A 16814-nucleotide genomic window follows, 5' to 3' on the forward strand; every position below is an offset into this window, starting at 1 on the left:
CGGATTTCGGTAACGTCGCGCTCCGTCTGATCGACGCGGCCCGGACAGCACGGTTCATATTTCGCCGGTGCGCCGGGCGACGCGACAACGTGGGGGCATTCGCGCCAGTCGGTGGTCACGCCGATCTCGAATCCGCACGCCAGCCGGGTCAGGGGTGTCGCCGTTACGTAGGTGGGTCAGGTCGAGCAGGGCTCACCGGCCAGGGGCAAGGTGACGCCATCGGGACCGGCGCTGGGTGCCGTCGGCTCGGATGACGGGGCCGTGGCGGTGGCCCGAGCAACGGTGCGAGCAGCGTTGACGACAGGTGTGAGTAGGTCGCGGGTGTCGTCGACGCTGACAGCCGGGTCGAGGTTGACGGTGTGCCAGCCAAGCGCATTGGCGAGGTTTTGCAGGCGGACGAGACCCTGGCGCTGGTAGGTGACGAACGTGTCGCGCCCGAGCGCCTGGTAACCCGCGTGCATGCCGAGCTCGGAGGGACGGAACTCGGCTTGCCTCCGGTCGTAGAGAGCACCAGGATCGGCTGCCAGCAGGATGACCGCGTCAGGCATGCGTACCCGGCCGAAAATGACCTCAAGCTGGTCGAGCGTGTAGCCCTGCACGAGAAGCTTCGAGAAGAACTTGTAAACCCAGCCGTCCGTTATGACGTCGTAGCCGGCCTCGAGAAGCGGACCGAGAACCGTTGTGCCGTGGGCGGTCGCCCAAGCGGCCTGGACCGCCACCCAGAACGCGTCGGGCAGGTCGGTCGCTTCGCCGCTGTGCCACAGGACGTCAGCCAGCTGCCGCATCAGATCGGCGGAGTACGCCGACGTCGCCGAGATTTGACGACGGCTGACGAAAACGAGCGGAGCTGGCTCGTCAGAGCCAGCAGTGGACCTGGATGGCAGCATGGCGACAGCACCCGCATAGTCGACGGTGCCCAACCGCTTCGCCAGCGTCGTCTTACCAACGCCGTCGGGCCCTTCCAATGCGATGAAACGTCCTGGCACAGTCATCCCCTCCGGCCGACAGCAATCTACTTCGGATCCTATGTGCCGCAGGATCAGCCGAGCTGGTGAGGCGCCAGGGGCGCGGTTGGCGCCAATCGGTGGCCTCGCGACTCGGCACTCCGGCTTCTTCCGCGCCGGAAAGCCCGCATAGAAACCTGGAACATGTCTCCCGCTGGTGTATCAGGCCCCGGTTTGGCCAGTCCGTCCGACAACGGCTTCGACCAGTTCATTCGAGCGCATGTACCGCCAACCGCGCTGGAAGATCAACGACAGCGCCTATCCAGTTACGGAGGCGCAAGATCCACCCTGCGGAGGCGCGTTGATCTCGGAATCCGAGACTCTGGCCCGCCGAGCGACGATGAGCAGCCCCAAAGGCACCACATCCCCCGTCAATATCCTGACCAGGTGGCACAGATGAGGTCAACCATCCCTGCCATCGATCGGCGGCTACCCAGCTAGCTGGGGCTGCTTCACGCGACGCTACGAACGAAATCCAGCCCGAAGCGAGGCCAAGGCATAGCCTATATCGACGCAGGTCATGTCCGACAACGACCACCAAGCACGGACTTGACGACTGAGGAGAGTGGACGGACGCCCCTTGCCTCCACAACATGCCTGTGGTTGACTCGCTTGAACCACGTCGGACGTTCAGGCCCCGTGAGTAGACGAACGTCTGTCTGGATGCTGGCCAATCGGTGGCTCCGCGCGCCGAGACGACATGGTTCGGAGGCTCGTGTGTCACTTGTGGATAACACACAAATGCTTGACGTCGCCGAGTTAGTGAGACTCAAAGCAGAGCTATTGCAACACGGCGTCGCTCCGACGGCTGAGTTCATTCGCACATATGGCCCACCGTACCTCTTCAAGAGAAGAGCATACGGGAACGCCGATGATTTGTCCTTCTTGCAGACAGGACTGCCGCAGGAGATCATCCTTGCTCCTGGAAAGGTGGTTGTCTCCGCCACCGCCAAGATAACCAGCCCTTGGAGCATGGACTTCCGAGACGGCAAATACCTGGTAATAGACAAAAGAAGCGGCCGCGAACATGTGATCGACTTTCCGCGCGCCCCGGCCTTCTACGAGCAGACGACCGCAAGCGGTGAAGCCGTCAACAGTCTCATCACCCTCTACGGCGGTGGCTCCTTGGGGCTTTTCGCCTACGGCAACTGCGCTTTGGTCGACATGAAAGCAGCATGTCACTATTGCAGCGTGGGGCCCAATCGCAGCCGCCAGGACGAATTTGCATACGCGATGTCCGCTCAACAGGTTCGCGAGGCGCTCGACGTTGCCTTGTCTGACCATAGTTGCCCCGTCGTGCAGGTCATGCTCAACGGCGGCAACTTCCGTGACGTCGACAAGAGCTTCAGCCACTATGTCGACCTTGTCGAAGCGGCGCGTCTGGCAGTGGACGCATCCGGCCGCAACGTCGAGTTGCATCTGATCGTCTATCCTCCATACAAGCTGGACCTCGTCGAGCGCCTCGAGGGCCTGAATGTGGACATCGCGATGAATACCGAGGTCCACGATCCCGAACTCTTCGCGAAGTATTGCCCCGGCAAAGAGGAATTGGGCGGCCAAGCCCACCTGAACCGAGGCCTCGACAAGGCAGTAAGCGTCCTCGGGCCCGGCCACGTCTTCAGCATCTTCGTCGGCGGCCTCGAGCCTCTGGACAGCTTGTACGCAGGCATGAGACAAGCCGCCGAGCGAGGCGCAATACCTGTGATCAACGTCTTGCATGCCGACCCGGAAACGCCCTTGGCGGGTCACCCCGAACCCAAGGTCGATGAAGTTCTGGCGATGGGCGAGGCTTTGGAATCCATCTACGACGAGTTTTCCTTCTGCCGCTCCTTCTACGAGGGCGTCGGACGCAACTCTCTGGATCACGAAGCCCACCTCCGCCTGTTCCGCCAACTGCGCGACGCATCTTGAAAGTTCGGCATGTTTCCCAACGTGCACAGATCGGTGACGGTCAACTGGTTTCGCCCTTACCACTTGGAGCGCTTGCCGACGCTTTCAGGATTGCAATGAGCGAGGCGTGACGTGTGCAGGTGTCATCCGACTTGATCCGGGAGATTGAGGCGCGAACGGAATGATCGAGTCTTGTTCCTGGGCCACCGGGTCTCTTGCGCGGGCTCGGAGAGGACACGGCTTACGCGGACACGGCGGAGCTGTCGACTGACCCGGGTCGATGGAAGGTGACCATGAGTGCGACTCGACTCATACGCCTTGCCCGGTTGAGAGACAGGTATTTTACGGGGAGGATTGCAGGTGTCAGCGAGTTCGGTAGGCCATGCCGCCAAACAGGTAGTCGAGATGCTGGAGCAGCTCGGAATCGAACGTTCGGTGGGCCGACAGACGGCAAACGAGCTGAACTACACCAGCCCGGAGGCTATGAAACACGAGCTGGCCCGAGTCCTTGGTGACCGGGTCGGGCGTCTCGTGATAACCGGGACGATGGATAGGCGTCTCATCATCGCCGAAGACAAGGCCATCGATCGATGGCATCTCGCTGACCTCTCCGGAGCACCACACAGCTCACGCGAATGGCCGGCTTGGACCGCCGGCCGGATCGAGATCGACAACCCGGAGCGGAGTTTATCACTGGCGCGGGTGACACCGGATGGCGTTCGGCGGCTCACTCGACCCCGCATGCTACTGACGGCTCTCTACCATCCAGAGCATTTTCCGCTACCCCGCTTCCCTCTCGGGATATCTGACCTGGCACGAGCCGCCCGAGCAACTTTACTGGGCGAGGTGCGACTGTTGGACATGCAACTGGGCGTGACGGTGGAAGACATTCTGGAACAGCTGCACGGCGAGCCGCCGGAGATCCTGGGAATCTCTGCCACCTTTGGCCAGCATGACTTGATGGTACGACTTCTGGATGAGGCGTACAAACTGCCCCGGCCGCCTATGGTGCTCGCCGGCGGCAGCCTCACCGCCCGCAACGAGAAGGTCCTCCTAGAACAGTTCCCCGAGTTGCTGATCGCCCGAGGGGCGGGCGAGCCAACCGTGCAGGACATCTTGGGCCTCTGGCACGGAGACTTCAAGACCGCAGAGGTCCGCGGGATCGGTTACCACGGAGCTGCCCGCGGTGCGGGCACGATGTCCATTGGTAGCTATCGCAGAACGGCCTCCGTTTCCAACCGGCTGCAAACCGACTACTTTCCCGAGCTGGATCTCCTTGAGGACACCTTTCGCCACCGCGGTGTAGCCCAGCTAGAAGGATCGCGAGGATGCACCAACTACTGCTCTTTCTGTCCGCGTGGCCACAAAGGCACGTGGGCGGGCGCAGTTCCGGAAAACTTTCCGTGGCTATTGCAGGAGATGCGACGCGTTTTTGACAAGTACCCGGAGGTCTCACGTACTCTCTATTTTGTCGACGAAGAGTTCATCGGTCGTGGATCAGACGCCGTGCCACGTGCGTTGAGCATGGCGAAGGAAATCCATAGAGCGGGCTTTTCTTGGGAGACCAGCTGTCGAATCGACCAGGTAGTGATGCCCGAGAACGAGCGCAGCTGGCATATCGAGCGCGGATCGATGTGGCGGGAGCTGGTACAGTCCGGTCTTCGTCGATGCCTCTTCGGCATCGAGTCGGGCGTGTCGTCGATTCTTCAGCGATTCAACAAGGAGACTACTGGCGAGCAGAACGCCTTGGGTATCCGTACGCTGTCGGCCCTCGGTGTGCCGACACGGTTCACCTACATCACTTTCGACCCGTTGATGTCGCTGCACGAGCTGGAGGCAACTCACGCCTTTCAGGGTCGTACAGACCTTCTCCTGAAGCCCCTTCCTCACCTGTCCGTCGAGGAGATCGCCGATGGTGTCAGGGATGAGGATTTCGTTAGGAAGCATTCTCGCGAGCGCCCCTTCTACCAGACCATTTCATACATGATGGTCTCGATGGAATGCCTCATCGGCGCCGCCTATACTAATCTCGCGCAGGCCGCAGGACTCACGGGAAACGTTCGCCCTTCAATGGGGCGGGTGGATTCCAGGTTCCTGGATTGGCGGATCGGGCGCAGCTCGCTGCATGCGCAGATGTGGGTGGATCGCAACTTCGCCCTCGACTATACGCTCAAGTCTCTGGAGAAAATTCACGAAGGCGAGCCACGTCGGCTGGCGCGAGAGGCGCGGGTCGTCATCAAAGACGCTGCGTTCTCCGTGTTCACCGACATGTTGTCCATCATCGGCAAGTACTCGCCTGATGTGGTGGCGGACGACAAGATCGATGCTGACCTTCGACAGGTTATGGACAGTCGCCTCGGCGAGCTTGCCGGCAAACTGGGCGAGACGGTGCGACGCGTGGCATCTGGCATGCCAGAGGATCAGGCACGCCTGATGAAGCGGGAATACCGTCAGTGGCAGGAGCTGGACGGCTGGCGGCTCATCAACGCGGGAGATAACTGCGACTGAACACGGTGACTAGAATCGTTCTCCGTTGTTCGGTATACCCGGCAGCCCACTCCGGTGACTGGACGTGTCTGGCCGCCTCGGCGCCCGTCGTTCCAGGTGAGCGATTTCGCGAACGATGGCGGCAAACTCGACGGCGGCAATGACTGCGTCGCTCCTGGTGGGGGCAAGCTGCGCTGGGCGTCGAGCGCACGTTCCTCCCCCCTGCACGACGTTCGAAGGCTCAGCCCCCGTGCTGCCGGCACCGGATACCGGACTTGACCGTAAGAGTCGCGCGGGTTACCGCGGCACGTTCGGCTCAGGAGCCTTCAGGCGAGGGCGCGAATTCAGGGCAGAATCGGTGGTAGGGTGCTGATTTCCACCGGTTGTACTCCTTCTTCAGACCTGCCTCGTGCAATAGGCTCTTCACCCAGGTGAATGCAATTTTCTCCGCCAGCAACATTTGATCGGCAATTGCCGCATGCATTCCGCGCGCCATGTCGTAGTCTTGCTGACATAGTACGGTCAGGTCGACCTCAATGCCTTCACGTGCGGCGGAGAACACCGTTCGAACGTTAGCGAAGCGCGTTTGCCTGTCGCCTAGGTGGGTGAATGCCGGTTCGAGCAGGTCCCGCAATTCGTGGCGGCGATCCCTTGGCCAGGCTACTCCGAGGTCGAGATCCGAGGCCGCAAGATTCAACCCCAGACCGAAGGAGCCGATATCGGACGCGGTCGCACCCGTAAGGCGCTCGATATCATCGATGAACGCGGCTCTGATCTCAAACAGTCGCTGGTCATCACGGTGAATATCAGCGTACAGTTGTTCGGCCGCCGCGACGTCATCGCGGGGCAGATCTTCTGGCCGCAGCCAACCAGACCGCATCACATCGTGAATGTTGAGCTTGGTGCGCGTCCGGAGGAGGGGGCTGTCGAGCTCTTCGGCGTTCACTGAGGACACACTACCGGGTGCCGACGCCTTCAGCTAGTGTATCTATCGTGTCGCCCGGAATCCTCGCCGTTTCCGCTCGACGTGGTCAACGAGCCGACCGCACCGTAGGACTAGCGCGGCTCCGTCCGCGGGATTCCGTGTGCCACCGACCTGACTGATCCATGCTCATCTTCGAAGGAACCTGTGTGCTTAAACTCAGAAGCGATCTGTTCATCGCAATCGAGGGGATCGACGGGTCCGGCAAGACGACAGCCACCCGGAATCTGGTCGAGGCATTACGGAAGTCGGGACACGAGGCAATCGCCCTCAATAAGCGGACGCCCGGCGTTTTGGACGATTATGTGACGAAGCACCTTTCCTTACTAGCCGAGGCGATCTGGACAAACAGCAAGAACTCTCCGATTCACCTTCTCGGGGAGCGGCATTGGATGCATCTTCATGCCGCTTACCTGTCTGCCCTGGGCAAGCAGATCAAAGAAGGGCAACTCGTCGACAAAGAGGGCTTCGTGGTGGTGGACGGCTGGGTGGGCAAACTCACCGCCCGCATGGCGACAGGCCGTGTAAACAGTGCCGAGGAAATCTTCAGTTTTTTCGGCAGTATTGTGCAGCCGGACGTGGTCATTGTTCTCGATGTGCCGCCGGAGGTTGCGGAGGATCGACTGGCAGGGGACTTCACTGTAGGGGAAACCCGCTCATTGGGTGCCGAGACGTCCCCCGGTTTCGTCGCCTATCAGTCCGAGGTTCGTGCAATCCTGCTCCACCTGGCCGAGAGCCACGGCTGGCTTGTATACCGTCATCAGGGTAAGTCTCCAGCCGAAGTGGCGCAGGACCTGATGGATATGCTCCCCGCGGCCTGAGACGGAGGGCGGTGGTGCTGGCCCGTGTCACAACGCATGGTAAGGCGAATTTGCCCATGATTCCTTGTATTCGGCGCCTCGTCCGGTAGCGCTCGGGCGACGCGGATCGATGTGGATGCGGCCCGACGACGATAACGGGGTGATCATGAATCCCGCACGGTTTTCACTGGCCGAACAACTCGTCGTGTTCAAGGAGGTGCTAAGCAGGAACGAGGTGCTGTTCGAGGTACTGAATCGAGCGGCAGGCATGAACCTCCCGAATTGCTATGTGACCTCCGGCGCAATCTTTCAGACGATATGGAACGGAATGACCGGTCGGCCGGTCGAGTGGGGGATCCGTGATTACGATCTCTTCTACTTTGACGACACCGACACGTCGTGGGAGGCGGAGGACGCCGTGATCCGCAAAGGGCGTGAGGTCTTCGAAGACTCGACCTCCATGGTGGAGATCCGCAACCAGGCTCGGGTCCATCTGTGGTATGAGCGAAAGTTCGGGATCAGTTGTCCACCATATGAGTCGACCGAGGCCGCAATCGATAGTTTCGTCGCTACTGCGTGCAGCGTAGGCGTTCGTCAGGAGGCCGACCGGACGTTGTCGGTCTACGCCCCTTATGGGCTGTCGGATATCTTCAACATGGTAGTCAGACCCAATGCGGTCCAGGCGACAGCTGCGGTGTATGAAAAGAAGGTGGCCCGTTGGCTGAGTCATTGGCCGGAGCTGAAAGTCCTGAAGTGGCCGCAGTCCACGCTTGCCTACCAAGTCGAAGACGGCCGCGGCCCTTCAACAAGGCTAGTCGGCGATACGGCCCACGAACATGAACGTGTCTCCTGATCAGGAGTGATCCGACTCGTATAGCGCCCGCACCTTGTCAGTCCTTTGCTGCGTCCCGCTCCGCCAAGGTCCGTCGCGGGTCGAACTGCGGTCGCCGCTCCTGATCGTCCGGAAGAACACCGACCAGAATCTCCAGGGTCTGCTGTTCCCCAATACAACGCCTCCTGCAACGCCGTCGCGGGGACGGCGTCCAGCAGGCCGTACGCAGGCAGCACGGTCATGACCCCGTGCGGTTCGCTTCTCCGACGATGGAAAATTTGGCCGGTGCGGCACCAAAGAGATCGACCGTCAGGACCCTGCCGCCAGAGCAGGTGAAACAGCACCGGCAGCACCGCGAGCGGGCTGCCCACCCGGGCGGCTCCGGCGGTCAGCGGTGCTGGAGAGACGAACGTCCGCACCAGTTGATCGGCGACGCCGGAAAGCGCTTCTGCGCCCGCCTCAAGCGGTCCGCCGCTACGTGGCCCGAACACCGAGCTGCGACTGATCTATCAGGCTTGCCAACCGCCAACCCCGAACGATTCCCCACGGCCAATAGCGTGCAACGCCTGCGCCGTATAGGGGATGGTCTGCTCGGGAAGGCGAGACAACGGAAACCATCGAAGCTCACTGCAACGATGCGGCTCAGCGTTGATTATGGTCCCGCGCCACTTCGACACCCTGAAGAACAGGTGCAGCCGAGCCTCGTCTGGATCGCGATGGTGAAGCACGTGGACCAGGCCCAGATCTGCATCGGTGAGGTTCATGCCGAGCTCCTCTTTTGCCTCACGACGCGCACAGGCAATTGCCGACTCGTCCGACTCGAGGTGACCAGCTGGCAGGTGCCACCAGCCTTCGCCGAAGGTCGAACCCGTTCGACGACCGAGTAGAACCTCCGAATCGGACTCGATGACCAGGAGAACGCCGACCACCGTGCGATGACGCATGACTATCACACTACCCGAAGGGCGCCTACGGGTGGACCCTGCGTACCGCCTGGCCTCCGCACAGAATGGCGGGCCATGTATGTCAGACCCGGCCGGGATGCGAGGCCGGCGCAGACCCCGTCCCACATCGAGCGTTTCGACGTTGGTCACGCAGCTCACGGCGGCACGGCGGGTTTTCGCCTGCCCCCACCTGCGCAACGGCGACACCCACACCCAAGTTCCGTCGCCCTGGCCGAAGACGAAACCCACATCGACATGCTTGCCCGGGTCCGCCTCAGTTCGGCTACAGTGTCCCTGGCCGGCCTCTTGGGAGTCATCGCCTGCGGTGCACCAGTCGGGGCATCCGGTGGCACGCTGGTAAGGCCCCGTGACGGAGTGCGACTCGCTCGTGAGGACGCGCGATTCGAATCGGCGAGGAAGAAGCGGAGGCCAGGTGTCGCATCGACCAATCTTGGCGCTCCCGGTGCCTTTGCGCCCTGTCGCGCGCCGTCACCGGATGGGTTCCCGCGAAATCGCGGTTAAGGGCTGGAGTCGTGCCGCCGGGAGCAATGCGTGAGCCGCCCGACCTCGCGTGAATGCCTGAGCTCTTTGCCTAACGAGCCGTCCGAGGTGGCGTTGCGGTGGTGACCAGCATTTCCGCATCTGATGGCCGGTGCCTTCGTCCAGCCACAGCTGTCTCGCGATGGCATGGCGCACCGCGTGCCGTCCCCGATCCGGGTCAACGGCGACGAGCGCTTCGGCGAGATCATCACGCAACGGCAGCTGCCTCTGGACATGGCCGAGGAAGAGCCCTCGGCTCGCCCGGCCGTGTTCTTCGGCGCGCCCAGAGCGCGGGCCAGGCGCCGCGGCGAAAGCGGAATCTGATCGTGCTCGGTGGATGTATCGACGTCGCGAGAGGTGCCGGCACGCGGATGAGCCGATCCTCGACATCGAGACCGGCCGGTCCAGGAACGTGCCTCGAACTGTGGAGATCGCGGCCCGACCGCCCGGACGGCACGTGATTGGCGCCCCACTCCATACCTACCAGGAGGAAAGTTGGAAACGCAGGTCAGAGAGATTCTGGTGAAGCACTCGGGCCTCGGCGACAGCGTGAGTGGCGTCGACGCCGGCGAGAACCTCTGGCAGCTGGGCATGACCTCGTTGGCCAGCGTCCAGGTGATGGTGGCCTTGGAGGAGACGTTCGGCGTGGAGATCCCCGACGATAAGCTCCGGCACGCCACCTTTGCCTCGGTCGACAACATCATGTCCTGCATGCGGTCGCTGTCACCGGGCGTCCCAGATGAGCGATGAGCCGCAGCCGGCCCGCCCGGCATCGCCGAGCGTCAAGCTGTCCACAGGGGACGTCGAGTCCGTAATCCGCGGCCTCGGGGACTCGTTGACCTCGCTGGGAGGCGTTCCCCCGGCCCGGTCGTTCCGGACGCCGCCCGTCATCGCGCGGTCGGTCATCGAGCGGGCCGGGTATGTCGACAGTTTCCCGAACCTGCTCGGTGCGGTTTACACCCGTCGGGAAGAGAACCTCGACGGCGTGGCAGCTGGGGGGCACCGACCTGGGCCCCCGTACCCGGAGCAGGCGCTCTCCGACCTGGTACTCCTCCCGGCCGCCTGCTACTCGCTCTATCCTCGGCATCAGGGGAGCCGCCTGGCCGACGCCGTCGAGTACAGCGTCGAGGGCGCCTGCTTCCGGCAGGAGGGCAGCGACGAGCCCGGTCGGCTCCGGTCGTTTCGGATGAGGGAATTCGTCCGGCTCGGCGGCGGGGCAGAATGTCATGCCTGGCGGGACGCGTGGCTGGAGTCGGCCGAGGCATGGTTGCGAGAACTCGGCCTGCTACCGAAGCGTGTGGTCGCGAACGATCCATTCTTCGGCCGGGCCCAACGTCTGCTCCGCGTCACCCAACGCGAGCAGGAACTCAAGTGGGAACTGGTGGTCGAGGTCGGTCCCGATTGCTCGCAGGCGGTCGCCTCGTGCAACTACCACAAGAGTCACTTCGGCGAGGTGTTCGAGATAGCCGACCCGACCGGCCAGCCCGCGCACTCCGCCTGCGCCGCCTTCGGCTACGAGCGGCTCGCGCTGGCGTTGGCGCACCGGCACGGTGCCGATCAGCGCCGGTGGCCGGCAAGTGTGCGCAGCATGGTGAACTTGGGGGACAACTGATGACCTCGCCCGTGGTACCCACGTCGTCGGTGTCGGCGTTACGACCGGAGGCGCGTCTGCTGCTGGTGCTGGCCAGTCCGCGGTGGACGCCGGAAACCGACGCTGCCGCGCGGAAACTGCTCACCGATCACGATGACCTGGATTGGGCATACCTGCTCGATCAGGCCCTGCGCCAGCAGGTGGTGAGCCTGGTCGGTCGAAACATCACTCACCACCGCCTGTGGCAGTTGCCGACGGACCACTACCGGATTCCGCACCCCTGGGTCTACTCGGCCGCGTACGAGGCGAACACGCGACGCAACCGGAGCCTGTTCACGGAGTTCGCGCGCGTCTTCCGGACGCTCAATCGACGCGGTGTCCGATACGCGGTGCGCAAGGGACCGGTGCTGTGTGCGACGGTCTACGACGATCCCGGTATCCGACGGATGAGCGACCTGGACGTCCTGATCGAGCGGGACTCGCTGCCGCAGGCGGCCGAGGTGCTGACCGATCTCGGCTACGCCCAAGGCACGCTCTCCGACGAGGGAACCCGGGTGATCCCCCACGAGCGCTCGACCGAGTTGTTCTGGGGCATGCACCTGAACAACGCGCTGCCGTTCAAGAAGCCCACCACCGACCCAGAGGTCGACGTCTTCGATGTAGACCTCTGTCTGGATCTGTTCCAACGGCGGTCGGCCGGGAGCGTCGACATCGGGCTCGTCCTGGACCGCGCGGTTCCCCAACGGATCTGCGGCACGGAGTCGTACGCGCTCAGCCCGCTCGACCACCTGATGGACGTCTGCCTCCACCTCTACAAAGAGGCCTCCAGCTATCTCAGCATCGAGCGGGGCCGGGACATCAACCTGATGCGCTTTCTCGACGTCGCCGAGTCTGTCCGGGTCAGTCCGCCCGAGCTGCTGGACCAGCTGGTGCATCATGCCACCGAACTCAACGGAACTCGGGAGCTCTACTACGCGCTCCATCACAGCGCGATCCTGTACCCCGACTCCATTCCCCCCGATCTCCTCGATCGGTTGGCACCCGCCGACCTGGCTTACCTCGACGCGTACGGGACGCTCGAGGACAGGCCGGGCCAGTGGCGGCAGGGGTTCCTGGACCGGCTCTTCAACCCCGACCGCAAGTTCGAGCTCAGTGGCGGGTCCACCATCCCGTACTGATGAACAGTGGTGGGGACTACACCGCAACGGCGCGCCGGAGAGGAACAATCTGTGCAGCTATACGCTTTCGACGTCTACGGGACAGCTCTCCAACCGTCGTCGGACGCCCCTGAGCCGGCGTTGACGCAGGTAGCCGAGTTCTCCCGGCGTGCCGAGGCGAATGCTCTGACCGGCGTCCTGATCTTCTACAACCATCGCACCCTCGATCCGTGGGCGATGGCTGCGGCGATCATGCACCAGACCCAGAGTCTGGTGCCGCTGGTCGCGTTGCAGCCCTATGCGCTCCCACCCTTCGCGGCCGCGAAGATGATCAGCAGCCTGACCCGGCTCCACCGTCGGCGACTGGATCTCAATGTCATCATCGGCTCGTCCCCCGATGAGCTTGTCCAGGTGGACGACGCGCTCGGACACGAAGACCGGTACGCCCGGGCCTCGGAATACTTGGCGGTACTCCGGAGACTACTCTCGTCCGACGAGCCGGTGGACGCCGATGGCCGGTACTACCGATTCCGTGGGCTGCGGATGGAATGCCAGATCGAACCCGCCCTGCGCCCGCGGATCTTTGTGGCCGGATCGTCCGAGGCAAGCCGGAAACTTGCCGAGGAGGCGGCCGATGTCATGGTGACGCATCCCGAGCCCGTGGATCAGTTCACGGAAAACTTTCTCGCCGCACGCCGCGGGACCGGCCCAGAAATCGCGGTCCGACTCGGTCTGCTGGCGCGGGAGACCGGCGACGAGGCATGGGAGGTCGCTCGCAAGAAGTACACGGTCGACAGGATGGCCGTGGCGCGCACCGCGCTCATGCGGGAATCGGAGTCTGACTGGAGCCGCAGGCTGGCTCAGCTCTCCACCAGCGGGGAGTCGTACGATGGCGTCTACTCGACCGCCTTGTTCCGGAGTGGCAAAGCGGCGGCGCCCCTGCTTGTCGGGAGCTATGACACCATCGCGGATTACCTGGGACGGTATTTCGCTGTTGGTATCAGCAAGCTCCTGCTGTCGCAAGTGGACTCCGATGAGGACTACCGGCACGTGCAGCAGGTTCTGACCCGGGTACGGCGGACCACATAATCGGGACGGCCAGCGACAGGGCGCCAGCCCCGGTGAGCTTTTCCATGGCGTTGCGGACCGCGCCGGGGCTGCGTCCGCCGATCTCACGGGCGACGGTGCCGGGGGTCACGTCGTGGCCGGTGCCGAGGTCGCGCATGTGTACGTCGGGGCGTTGGCCGGGTCCACGGTGGCGAGGGTCCCCGATCACCCACAGCCCAGCTCGGGCACGCCACCGAGCAGGTCACCAACAGGCACTACATCGTCAAGCCCGCTCTCGCCCCGGACAGCTCCGACATCCTCGAACAACTCGGCGCTAGCCGGGCCACGACCAGGCTCGAGCGCCGCCCCCATGACCCACGCCGGACCGGATAGACACGCAGGGACAGCCGTCGACACCCCACAGGAAGGGTCGACCAGAACCTGATCGCCCACCGTGTTACTGGGGGGGGGGTCGGGGGGCGATTCAACATTGCATAGATAGATGCCGACGCCCTGGCCGGGTTATTCCTGGTCAGGGCCCCGCACTGGTGCCCCCGGCAGGATTCGAACCTGCGACACACGGTTTAGGAAACCGTTGCTCTATCCCCTGAGCTACGAGGGCGCGAGCGCTCAGTCTAGCGACCTGCGCGCCGACCCGGGGTGGCAGGGAGTGGTCCGCGTTGACCTGCGTCGTCCCGGTCCGGCTGGCCCCGGCCCTGGCCAGGTGAACGCCACGATCGGCAGGTCCGGGTGGTGCGCCACGGCCCAGGCGAACGCTGCCGGCCGAGTCCCGTCGCTCGGCCGGGGGTGAGCATCCGTAGCACCGGCCGGCGGTGCCACATACGAGCATGTGCGCGGAGGTTTGGCGCCGGTCGCGGTGATCAAGCATCACCTCGGCATATGCGAATGGGTGCTACCGTGAGGCCGCGCCGGGGGTGTCCGAGCGCGACCAACGGACTCGCCTTCGGGAGTATCACTTGCGGTCGTATCGGCTAATTGCCACCGCATCTCTGACCACCCTGCTCGTGGCCCTGCCTGGTTCTGTCTCGGTTGCGGCGCCTGCGCTGGACGTCGCGGCGACCGCCAAGGCCGGCGGTGCCACCGTCACGACTGCTGATGGCCGGCAGAAGGCGGTCCGACTCGCCACCGGCGAGCGGTTGGAGTTGATGGGCGACGGCACCCGCCCGGGGTCGCTGTTCCGTGTTCTCCCGGCAGCCAACGCAGACACCACCGGGCGCTATGCGTACGGGTCGGTCGGCGGGACGCTGCGGGTGCAACCGAAGGGCCACCGGGCCCAGGCGATGGAGCTGACGACCGGAGCTCGCGAGTCCGCGGCGGTGGCAGCCACGGCCGACACCTACCCGGTGAAACTCACCATCGCCAGCGCGACCCCGGTCTCCTTCAAGCTCCTGTACGTCTGGAACCGTCAGACCTGGGCCTATCACGCGGCCGAGGACGAGGAGTACACCCCGAACGGCAGCGTGCAGCTTCCCTCCGGCGACTACTTCGCCGTCGCGCTCTACAGCCGGCCGGGCCACGCAGGCAGTTTCCTGCTCACCCGGACCTTCCAGGTCACCAATGCCGGCACCACGGTCCGGTTCGACGAGAGCACGGCAAGGGAAACGCGAATCGCGGTCGACGACGCCACCGCGCGCCGCCACACCGCCGCCGTGTGGATCTCCGTGCCCGGCGGTGGGCTGGCCGGCTTCGCCGGCGACGGAGCCGACAAGGTCTATGTGACGCCCTTCTCCGTCCCCGGAGTCTCGCTGCGGCTTCACGAGATCCTGATGAAGCAGGGGACGTCGGAATACGTGCCGAGCCCTTACCGGTACGACCTCTACCACAGCTTCGACGGAACCGTTCCGGCCACTCCGGTGGCGACGGTGGTCACGGCCGGGCTGGCCAGGACGGTCACCGCAATCCGGGGGCAGGCAAGGAACACCAACGGTTTACTGCTGACGGTGCCGACCACGGGTGACTGGACAGGCGTCTACCTTGCGTCTCCGGTGGCGATCCCGGGCAACATCACCGAGTACATGACGCCTAACCGGTCCTTCGGGCGGCTGCTCTACTACCGCCACCTGTCGCACGACCTGACCTTGAAGGATCGGACCCTGCCAGCGGGCACGTCCGCGGGCGAGACGATCGGCGGCGCGCCGTTCGCTCCTCGCCCGTCTCAGGTCGCCAGCTCCGGCCGGGACAACACGAGGATGACGATCTACGAGTACACGTCGCTGAGTGACGCCGCGGGCAACCTGGGGCTTGACAACGATGCGAAGGTATCCGTCAAACTCAGCTCCGGGTCGGAGACCTACGCTTCGGCCACCGGCCTGTCGCCGTACGAGACGGTGTCCGCGGCGGTCCCGGCGGTGGCTGCGGTCTACCAGTTGGACCACACCGTCACCCGCGCCGGCTCATGGTCGCGGCTCTCCACTGAGGTGCGGAGTGAATGGCGCTTCCTCTCCGCCGGCACCGCCTATCGAAGCCAGCTTCCCCTGACCGACGTCAACTTCGCAGTGGCGGGGCTGGACGCCCGAAACACGGCCTGGGCCGCGCCGGTGAGCATCGATGCGACGGCCACCTCGCGCCGCTGGGAGGCGACCCCGACGCTGACCGGGCTGGAATATTCGACCGACGACGGCGCGACCTGGACGGCGCTGCCTGTCTCTGGATCGGAGGCCCGCGCATCGATCGAGATGACGCTGCCCTCCACCGCCGCCTTCGTCTCGTTGCGCGCCACGGCGGTTGACGACTTCGGCAGCAGCCTCCAGCGCACGGTCATCCGGGCCTTCGCCGGCCCGGCCTCCGAATACGACGAGACGGTCGGTGCCACCAGGATCTCCAACGTGGTGGTCAACGGAGGCAACGCCCTCATCCTGGCCCCGTCCGGAGTTCGCCAGTTCACCGCGACGTTCACCGCCACGGACCCGTCCGGGATCGCCGGCGGCGATGTCTACCTCTACCGCGGTTCGTACCGCAACCCGGATCGGGTGCTGGTCAGCGGATGGGCCCCGGTCTGCACCCCGGTCACCGCGACAACATCAACCTGCCAGGCGACCTTCCGTGTCGATCCGAGGCTCAGCCTGGGTAAGAACACCCTGGCGGGGGTCTGGCAGGTCGCCGTTCGCGCACACAGCAAGAACCAGGTGAGCTTCACCGACCGGCACGCGGTGGCCAGCATCGCGGTGCGGCGCCACGCCAAGCTGACGACCAGCGCCGCACCGAAATCGGTCCGCAAGGGCAAGATCATCACCGTCAAGGGCGCGCTCACCCAGGCAAACTGGGAAAACGGAGCCTACATCGGCTACGCGGGCCAGCTGGTGACGCTGCAGTTCCGCAAGGCCGGCAGCAGCAAGTACGTCACGGTGAAGAAGGTCCGTCTCGACCGGTACGGCAAGGTGACCGTAAAGGTCAAGGCCTCGGCTCGTGGATACTGGCGCTTCGCCTACGCGGGCACCACGGCCACTGCGGCGGTCACCAGCGGCACCGCGTACGTCAAGGTCACGTAGCCGCCCCACCGCCTGCATCCTCGTGGCGATC

13 protein-coding genes and 1 tRNA gene are annotated in these 16814 nt (G+C 64.1%); 10 read left to right on the forward strand and 4 right to left on the reverse strand.

From position 1 onward, the window contains the following. Positions 1 to 176 precede the first annotated feature (176 nt). Entirely contained in the window at positions 177 to 986 is an 810-nt protein-coding gene (locus tag ACIRG9_RS30305) for a dTMP kinase (RefSeq protein WP_402863513.1), read from the reverse strand. A gap of 759 nt (positions 987 to 1745) precedes the next feature. Here ACIRG9_RS30305 and ACIRG9_RS30310 point away from each other — a divergent pair. Together ACIRG9_RS30310 and ACIRG9_RS30315 are read left to right on the forward strand one after the other, a co-directional pair. After that, positions 1746 to 2915, forward strand: a complete 1170-nt coding sequence (locus ACIRG9_RS30310) for a radical SAM protein (protein ID WP_402863516.1) — start codon at positions 1746 to 1748, stop codon at positions 2913 to 2915. Between the two features lie 384 nt (positions 2916 to 3299). Then, on the forward strand, positions 3300 to 5402 hold the full coding sequence (locus ACIRG9_RS30315) for a B12-binding domain-containing radical SAM protein (RefSeq protein WP_402863519.1): 2103 nt from the start codon (positions 3300 to 3302) through the stop codon (positions 5400 to 5402). Between the two features lie 295 nt (positions 5403 to 5697). On the opposite strand, the gene ACIRG9_RS30320 is transcribed toward ACIRG9_RS30315, so the two are convergent. Further along, the gene (locus ACIRG9_RS30320; RefSeq protein WP_402863522.1) at positions 5698 to 6327 is read right to left on the reverse strand and encodes a hypothetical protein; all 630 of its coding nucleotides are present in this window, start codon (positions 6325 to 6327) and stop codon (positions 5698 to 5700) included. A 185-nt stretch (positions 6328 to 6512) separates the two neighbouring features. Here ACIRG9_RS30320 and ACIRG9_RS30325 point away from each other — a divergent pair, with 185 nt between their 5' ends. Beyond that, positions 6513 to 7184 carry a dTMP kinase gene (locus tag ACIRG9_RS30325; RefSeq protein ID WP_402863525.1) on the forward strand — a complete coding sequence of 224 codons (672 nt, stop codon included), beginning with the start codon at positions 6513 to 6515 and terminating at the stop codon, positions 7182 to 7184. 115 nt (positions 7185 to 7299) lie between these two features. After that, a complete protein-coding gene (locus tag ACIRG9_RS30330; protein WP_402863529.1) occupies positions 7300 to 8016 on the forward strand; it encodes a nucleotidyltransferase family protein in 717 nt (238 codons plus the stop codon). A 488-nt stretch (positions 8017 to 8504) separates the two neighbouring features. Here ACIRG9_RS30330 and ACIRG9_RS30335 read toward each other — a convergent pair whose 3' ends face one another. After that, positions 8505 to 8939, reverse strand: a complete 435-nt coding sequence (locus tag ACIRG9_RS30335; RefSeq protein ID WP_402863532.1) for an NUDIX domain-containing protein — start codon at positions 8937 to 8939, stop codon at positions 8505 to 8507. Positions 8940 to 9584: 645 nt separating this feature from the next. Between ACIRG9_RS30335 and ACIRG9_RS30340 the strand changes: the two genes are divergently transcribed. The 5 genes from ACIRG9_RS30340 (at position 9585) to ACIRG9_RS30360 (ending at position 13316) form a co-directional block, all read left to right on the forward strand. Then, complete coding sequence (locus tag ACIRG9_RS30340; protein WP_402863535.1) at positions 9585 to 9803, forward strand: hypothetical protein; 219 nt, start codon at positions 9585 to 9587, stop codon at positions 9801 to 9803. Between the two features lie 171 nt (positions 9804 to 9974). Next, positions 9975 to 10229, forward strand: a complete 255-nt coding sequence (locus ACIRG9_RS30345) for an acyl carrier protein (RefSeq protein ID WP_402863538.1) — start codon at positions 9975 to 9977, stop codon at positions 10227 to 10229. Then, complete coding sequence (locus tag ACIRG9_RS30350) at positions 10219 to 11091, forward strand: hypothetical protein (protein ID WP_402863541.1); 873 nt, start codon at positions 10219 to 10221, stop codon at positions 11089 to 11091. Before ACIRG9_RS30345 ends, ACIRG9_RS30350 begins: the two co-directional genes overlap by 11 nt. Next, positions 11091 to 12248 carry a nucleotidyltransferase family protein gene (locus ACIRG9_RS30355; RefSeq protein ID WP_402863544.1) on the forward strand — a complete coding sequence of 386 codons (1158 nt, stop codon included), beginning with the start codon at positions 11091 to 11093 and terminating at the stop codon, positions 12246 to 12248. Before ACIRG9_RS30350 ends, ACIRG9_RS30355 begins: the two co-directional genes overlap by 1 nt. Positions 12249 to 12299: 51 nt before the next feature. Continuing rightward, positions 12300 to 13316, forward strand: coding sequence for an LLM class flavin-dependent oxidoreductase (locus ACIRG9_RS30360; RefSeq protein WP_402863547.1), 1017 nt, complete (start codon positions 12300 to 12302; stop codon positions 13314 to 13316). A 504-nt stretch (positions 13317 to 13820) separates the two neighbouring features. Here the strand turns inward: ACIRG9_RS30360 and ACIRG9_RS30365 are convergent. After that, positions 13821 to 13896 (reverse strand) — tRNA-Arg (locus tag ACIRG9_RS30365). A gap of 355 nt (positions 13897 to 14251) precedes the next feature. On the opposite strand from ACIRG9_RS30365, the gene ACIRG9_RS30370 reads away from it, so the two are divergent. Next, a complete protein-coding gene (locus tag ACIRG9_RS30370; protein WP_402863550.1) occupies positions 14252 to 16783 on the forward strand; it encodes a hypothetical protein in 2532 nt (843 codons plus the stop codon). The last annotated feature ends 31 nt before the right edge of the window (positions 16784 to 16814 follow it).

This window comes from Micromonospora sp. NPDC093277 (genome assembly GCF_044765245.1).
GTDB lineage: Bacteria > Actinomycetota > Actinomycetes > Mycobacteriales > Micromonosporaceae > Micromonospora.

Coding starts and splice junctions, on each gene's coding strand:
- ACIRG9_RS30310 (WP_402863516.1), top strand. CDS start 1,746: ATGCTTGACGTCGCCGAGTTAGTGAGACTCAAAGCAGAGCTATTGCAA.
- ACIRG9_RS30315 (WP_402863519.1), top strand. CDS start 3,300: ATGCTGGAGCAGCTCGGAATCGAACGTTCGGTGGGCCGACAGACGGCA.
- ACIRG9_RS30330 (WP_402863529.1), top strand. CDS start 7,300: ATGCGGCCCGACGACGATAACGGGGTGATCATGAATCCCGCACGGTTT.
- ACIRG9_RS30335 (WP_402863532.1), bottom strand. CDS start 8,939: ATGCGTCATCGCACGGTGGTCGGCGTTCTCCTGGTCATCGAGTCCGAT.
- ACIRG9_RS30340 (WP_402863535.1), top strand. CDS start 9,585: ATGGCCGGTGCCTTCGTCCAGCCACAGCTGTCTCGCGATGGCATGGCG.
- ACIRG9_RS30350 (WP_402863541.1), top strand. CDS start 10,219: ATGAGCGATGAGCCGCAGCCGGCCCGCCCGGCATCGCCGAGCGTCAAG.
- ACIRG9_RS30355 (WP_402863544.1), top strand. CDS start 11,091: ATGACCTCGCCCGTGGTACCCACGTCGTCGGTGTCGGCGTTACGACCG.